Genomic DNA, 6080 nt, shown 5'->3' on the forward strand with positions numbered 1-6080 from the left:
ATCTGCCGGCGAGCCAGGGCGAGGCGCTGCGCGCCCGTTTGGTCTCCTGGCCGCCGCCGAAGGGCAGCAGCGCCGCGAACCCGGCGGACCAGCCGATCCGGGTCCCGTCCCCCGACTGCCGTACGGCCGGGGCGACTTCGATGGCGGCGAGCGCGCCGACGATGCCGAGCGAGCCGAGCAGCAGGGCCAGTCTCGCGGCCTCCGGGACGGGCTGGGCCATCGCCAGTACGGCACCGGCCGCCATGGGCAACAGGGCGGCCAGCAGGGCCCGTTCGCGGCCCATCACCAGCAGTACGGTGGCCGCCGCGAGGTAGCAGGACTGCCCGGCGGCGAAGGCGACCGCGCCGAGGTGCCCGGGGGCGACGGCGAGTGCGACGAGCGAGCCGAGCAGTGCGCCCGCGGGCGCCCCGACGAGGAGCGAGCGGCGGGAGGCCGCCTTGTCGCCCAGCCCCAGCCAGGAGTACGCCCGGTGGGCGAGCCCCTGGTTCCAGGTCCAGCCGCACAGGGCGCCGGCCAGCAGCGGGACCGTACCGGCGGGGAGCCCGAGGCCGTCCTGCGGGCCCGCGAGGAGCGGCGCCCCGAGGACGTAGCCGAGGCCGGGCAGGGCGAAGACGACGCCTCTCAACAGGCAGCCCAGCAGGCCGATTTCCCAGGGGTCGTGAGCCGGTACCGAGGGTTCGGGATGGCGGCGCTCGACCCGCTCGTACAGCTCCTCGGCGAGCGAGAAGGAGTCCTTGCAGCCGTACTTCTCGCGTATCTGGTCGTCCGACATGCCGTCGGACTCCAGGAGCGCGGCTATCTCGTCCGGGTGGACGGCGGCGGCTATGAACTCCTCGAGCCGCTTGGCGAGTTCGTCCACCGGGTCGGGCTCCGCCCAGCTGGGACGGCGTTGGCGCGGCACATGGGGCAGGGTGTCCGGCCGCGAGCCGGGCGGCATCCGGATCGATCCGCTCACCAGCCGGTCCCGTCCGTAGCGACGGCCTGGTACCAGGGGTCGCGCAGTTCGAGGGTCCAGTCGGCGACGGTCTCCAGCGTGGGCTCGTACACCTCGGGCAGGCCCGCGAGTTCCTGGTAGATCGTCCGGAAGGCGTCCACGGAGCGGCGGAGCGTGAAGCGCTCGATGACGCGCTGGCGGGACAACCGGCCCAGTTCCAGGCGCCGTTCGTCGTCCCGCAGCAGGACGAGCGCGGCGGCGGCCATCTTCTCGGGCTCGCGCGGCGGCACCACGAGCCCGGTGTCGCCGACCGCCTCGCTGACGCCGCCCACGTCGGTGGAGACCGTGGTCCGGCCGCACGACATGGCCTCGATGATCGAGAAGGGGAAGCCCTCCGAGATGGAGGAGAGCATCACGACGTGCCCGGCCGCGTAGGCCCGCCACACCTCGCTGATCCGGCCCTCGAAGGTGAGCCCGTCCGTGACGCCGAGTTCGGCGGCGAGCTTCTCCAGCTTGGTCTTGTACGCCTCTCCGCCGGGCGGCACCGGGCCGAACAACCGCAGCCTGGTCTCGGGGAGTTCGGCGCGGACCATGGCGTACGAGTGGAGCAGTGTCTCGAGGTCCTTGATGGGGTCGACGCGGCCGCACCAAGTGAGCGTGGGCACGTCCGGCTCGGGTCCGGCGTGCGGGAAGGCGGCGGGGTCGACGCCGTTGTAGACGGTACGGATCTTGTCGGGGTCGGCACCGCCGCGCTCCTCCCAGCGGCGGTTGTACTGGTTGCACGGGGTGATCAGGTCGGCCGCCTTGTAGCCGAGGGTGTTGAGCTCGCGGTAGAAGCCGAGCATCAGGGCCTTGACGGGCCAGCGCTGTGCGTCGCTGCGGTAGCCGAGGTAGCGCTCGCGCAGATAGATGCCGTGTTCGGTGAGCAGGAACGGGATGCCGTCCAACTGCCGTGCGGCCAGGGCGGGAAGGGTGGCCAGACCGCTTCCGGTGGCGTGCGAGACGGAGTTCTCGGGCAGCCGGACGCCCAGCGGGCGCAGCGCGTGCTCCAGCAGGTCGGTGGCGGTCAGCGCGTCGTGCACGGTGGGGCGTGCCTGGGCGATCCGGAGATGCGGCATGGTCCAGATCCACATCAGCGAGCGCAGCGCGGCCTCGGTGCGCAGGGCCGCCGACAGCCGTCCGTCACGGGCGAGTTGGGCGAGTTCGTAGAAGGCCTCACCGAAGTCGCAGTGCGCCTCGGGGTCCAGGAAGGACAGCAGGAACCGCTCGTAGGTGTCGATGAAGCGGCGGCGGGCCGGGCCGCGCGGTGCGCGCCGGGATCCCTGCAGCGTGCCCCACAGCGGCACGGACGTGTGCTGGTAGACGTTGCCCGGCAGCTCCCAGGTCACGGGTTCGCGGCCGTTGCCGGAGAGCGAGACGACGTTGAACCCGACTTCGGGCATCCCCTTCACGAGCTGGTCGCACCAGGTGCTGACCCCGCCGTGGACCAACGGATACGTGCCCTCCGTGAGCATGGTGACATGACGGCCTGTGCTCATCATGCGTGTTCCCCCCTGGAACATTTCTTACGGCTCGGTGGCGCGCCCCGGCCGGTCTTGGCCGGGGCGCGCGTCATGCTGCGGCGCTTGTCTCCGTCATGCGGGCAGTCTCAGGGTGAGGGCTGTCTGCGGAGCGTCCGGCGTGGTCCAGGCCGAGCGCTCTCCCGCGTAGGGCGTCCCGAACGCGGTGGTGCCGAGCAGGAGTTCCTTGAGTGTCCCTTCGGGTGCGGTCACCGGGATCTGCGTCCCGGACGGGGCGGTGACGGTGACGGTCGTGCCGACGCGGTACGCCGTGACGTCACCGTCGGCGAGGGCCTCCTGCCAGGCGGCGCGGCGCTTCAGCTCGGTGCCGACGGCGCTCTGCCGCGGGTTCTCCAGCGGGGCGTTGTCGGCGTAGAGCGCGCGGTAGTCGGCGAGCACCTTGTCCAGGACCGGGTAGAGCAGCCGGTCCTCGGCCAGGTTGGACTGGTGCACGTAGTGCGGGCGCGGGTCGTTGCCCACGGCGTGGCCGAGGGCGGTGCGGGCCTCCTGCGGGAGGATGTACGACTCGAAGCCGGTCGCCGTGTCGAGCGGGGCGTCGAGACAGGTCGACGTGGGGTTGTTCTCGCAGACGCCGCTGCCGCCGTCGGCCTTCGAGGTGTAGATCCAGTTGTACTCGTCGGTCATCTCCTCGGCCGTGCCGACGTTGTAGTACACGTTCATCGGGTAGCGGGGCACGGTCAGGGCGCTGCCCACCGAACGCTGCTGCGGTTCACGGGAGTTGTCGGAGGCGGTCCAGTCGACGCCGTTGTCCGCGAGGGCGCCCGCGAGGTTCGGGTTGTCGTCCGGCTGCTGCGGAAGGGACTTGAGGCCCGAGTGCTCGCCGGTCACCAACTCGCTGGTGTCGACGGGCAGTCCGCGGCTCGCCGCCCACAGGTTGTTGGCGCTGATCTCGGTCGAGATGTCGGCGCGGCTCACGTACTGGGTAGAGCCGTCGGCGTTCTTCGCGCAGCTCCACGGCACGGTGCTGGTGTCCTGGACGCAGCCGAGGAAGGGGTGCGTGGAGGTGTGGTTGACCCAGCGGTACTCGCCCTTGTCGGCGAGGAGTTGGTCGGTCAGCGCGTCGACGTTGCCGTTCTCGCTCTTCCACTCCTCCCCTGACCCGGCGTTGTAGACCATGTCGAGGGTGAAGTTGCTCTCCCGCTGCCACTGGGCGGCGTACACCGCGTCGGCCGCGGTCATACGGATCGGCGTGGTCCCCTCGCCGTCACCGCCCACGCAGTCGAAGTCGCCGGGTGTGCAGTTGCGTTCGGTGTCCCAGCGGCTGTCGGGCGCGAAGACATCGTCGACATGGACAGAAAAGTAGTTCCGGTTCTGACCGAGGTGTACACCCTGAGTCAGCCATTCGACGATGCCGCGGGCAAGGACGCGGAACTGCTGCTGGTAGTGGTTGTAGGCGAAGGTCACGACGAGTTCGCGACGCCCGTCGCGCGCGTACTCGCCGACCAGGCTGCCGCGGCCGGTCCCGCCGGGCACGGCGGTGTCGACGTAGCTGGTGAAGCCCTCGCGGGGCCGGGCCACGTAGCCGTAACTCTCCTGGACGGAGGGTGAGTTGTCCTCGAATGTGAGGGGTCCGTCGAGGTAGCCGAAATAGCCCGCCCCGCCCGCCGTGGTGACCGCCGCCTCGCGGCCGTCGAGCGTTCCGGCCCAGCCGCCCGCGTCCGTGTAGTCGAGGCCGACCCCGGGGTGCGCCCAGGTGTAGGCGTCGACCTGGGGGATGCCGAAGGTCCTCTCGTACGCCTCCAGGGCCGTCTGCTCGGCCGAACCCGCCCCGAACGGCGCCTCGTTGGGCAGCACGACGCCCTGGTACCTGGCGCGCGGTGCGCCGCCGGATCCGTCGGCCGGTTCGCTCAGGAACGCCTCGGTGATGGCCGGGCGGCCGGAGTCGTTCAGGTCGACGGTCGTGTACGGGATGCCGGTGGTCTTCAGCTCCTCCTTGATGGCTTCCACGGGGCTGTCGCCGTTGTCGACGACGAGCACTCTCAGATCGATGCGCGGCTCTTCCGCCGCCGACGCTCCGGGGGCTCCCAGCCCCAGGCTCAGCAGACCGGCGGCCGCCATGACAGCGGCCAAGTTTCTCCATCTGCGCGCACTCTGCGCCATGTTCGCCCCTCCCCCAACAAGATCCCCTGATGGTCAATTCGAGGGGGATCCGTGGAAATCATGCAAAGCGACGAGTGGGTTACTCATCGCAAACAGCAGGAGTGTGTCTCAGGTCACAGAAGTGAAGGGTGTTAAGTGGCCAGGCCACCACGCACGGATGAACGGCCGCTGGAATGAGCGAAACGCGCCACCGCGCGTAGGCTCGTGCCCGGGACTCCACCGCCCCGGCCGACCTCACCCCTGACGGCCACAGCAACTCAATGGAAGCGAGATTTCACCACCGTGACTGCTCTCACTCTCAGCACCGCCGCGGCGCCCGGCCTGCGGGTCGACGCCATCGTCGTCGGTGTCGCCAAGGGCACCGGGCCCAAGTCCGGGGACCTGGTCGTGGCACCGGGCGCCGAGGCCGTGGACAAGGCGTACGACGGCAGGCTCGCCGGCGTTCTGGAGACCCTCGGCGCCTCGGGCGGCGAGGGCGAGGTGACGAAGCTGCCGGCTCCGTCCGGCTTCAAGGCCCCGCTCGTGCTGGCGGTCGGTCTCGGTGCTCTGCCGGAGAAGGACGGGTCCTTCTCCGGGGAGACCCTGCGCCGGGCGGCCGGTGTCGCCGCACGTGCCCTCGCCGGTTCGAAGAAGGCCGCCTTCGCCCTGCCGATCGAGGACGCCGCCGACGCGGGCGCCGTCGGCGAGGGCGCGCTGCTCGGCGCGTACTCCTTCGACGTCTACAAGGAGAACGGCAAGAGCAACGGCAGCGGGAAGGACGCCAAGAACGGCAAGGCCCCGCTCGCCGAGGTCACGCTGCTCGGCGGCAAGCCCCGCGACAAGGCGTTCAAGGCGGCCATCGAGCGCGCCACCGCCGTGTCCGAGGAGCTGAACCGTGCCCGTGACCTCATCAACACCCCGCCGAACGACCTGAACCCGGAGGCCTTCGCGGCCGTCGCGCAGGCCGCGGCCAAGGAGCACGGCATCAAGGTGCAGGTGCTCGACGAGAAGGCCCTGGAGAAGGGCGGCTACGGCGGCATCCTCGGCGTCGGCGTCGGTTCCGCGTCCGCGCCCCGCCTGGTGAAGCTGTCGTACACCTCCTCCAAGGCCAAGAAGCACCTCGCCTTCGTCGGCAAGGGCATCACCTACGACTCGGGCGGCATCTCGCTGAAGCCCGCCGGGCACAACGAGACGATGAAGTGCGACATGAGCGGCGCCGCCGCCGTGTTCGCCGCGGTCGTCGCCGCCTCGCGGCTGGGCCTTGAGGTCAACGTGACCGGCTGGCTGGCGCTCGCCGAGAACATGCCCTCCGGTTCCGCGACCCGCCCCGGCGACGTGCTGCGCATGTACAGCGGCAAGACCGTCGAGGTCCTCAACACCGACGCCGAGGGCCGGCTCGTCCTCGCCGACGCGCTTGCCAAGGCCTCCGAGGAGACCCCGGACGCGATCGTCGACGTGGCGACGCTGACCGGCGCGGTGATGCTGGC

General features: G+C 70.8%; 3 protein-coding genes and 1 pseudogene. 1 reads left to right on the plus strand and 3 read right to left on the minus strand.

Annotated elements, in window-relative coordinates; all coding sequences use genetic code 11:
• The 3 genes and pseudogenes from O3Q52_RS47250 to O3Q52_RS47260 all read right to left on the minus strand — a co-directional run.
• A pseudogene (locus O3Q52_RS47250) lies at positions 1-955 on the minus strand (hypothetical protein); the annotation flags it as partial.
• Positions 952-2475, minus strand: a complete 1524-nt coding sequence (gene pelF / locus O3Q52_RS47255; RefSeq protein ID WP_269654642.1) for a GT4 family glycosyltransferase PelF — start codon at positions 2473-2475, stop codon at positions 952-954. The pseudogene O3Q52_RS47250 and the gene pelF, both read right to left, overlap by 4 nt.
• A gap of 93 nt (positions 2476-2568) precedes the next feature.
• Positions 2569-4572 (minus strand): hypothetical protein, encoded by a 2004-nt coding sequence (locus tag O3Q52_RS47260; RefSeq protein WP_269654644.1) that lies wholly within the window; start codon positions 4570-4572, stop codon positions 2569-2571.
• A gap of 324 nt (positions 4573-4896) precedes the next feature.
• Between O3Q52_RS47260 and O3Q52_RS47265 the strand changes: the two genes are divergently transcribed.
• The coding region (locus O3Q52_RS47265) for a leucyl aminopeptidase (protein WP_269654643.1) at positions 4897-6080 on the plus strand (1184 nt) is incomplete at its 3' end.

This window comes from Streptomyces sp. ActVer, from assembly GCF_027270795.1.
GTDB lineage: Bacteria > Actinomycetota > Actinomycetes > Streptomycetales > Streptomycetaceae > Streptomyces > Streptomyces umbrinus_A.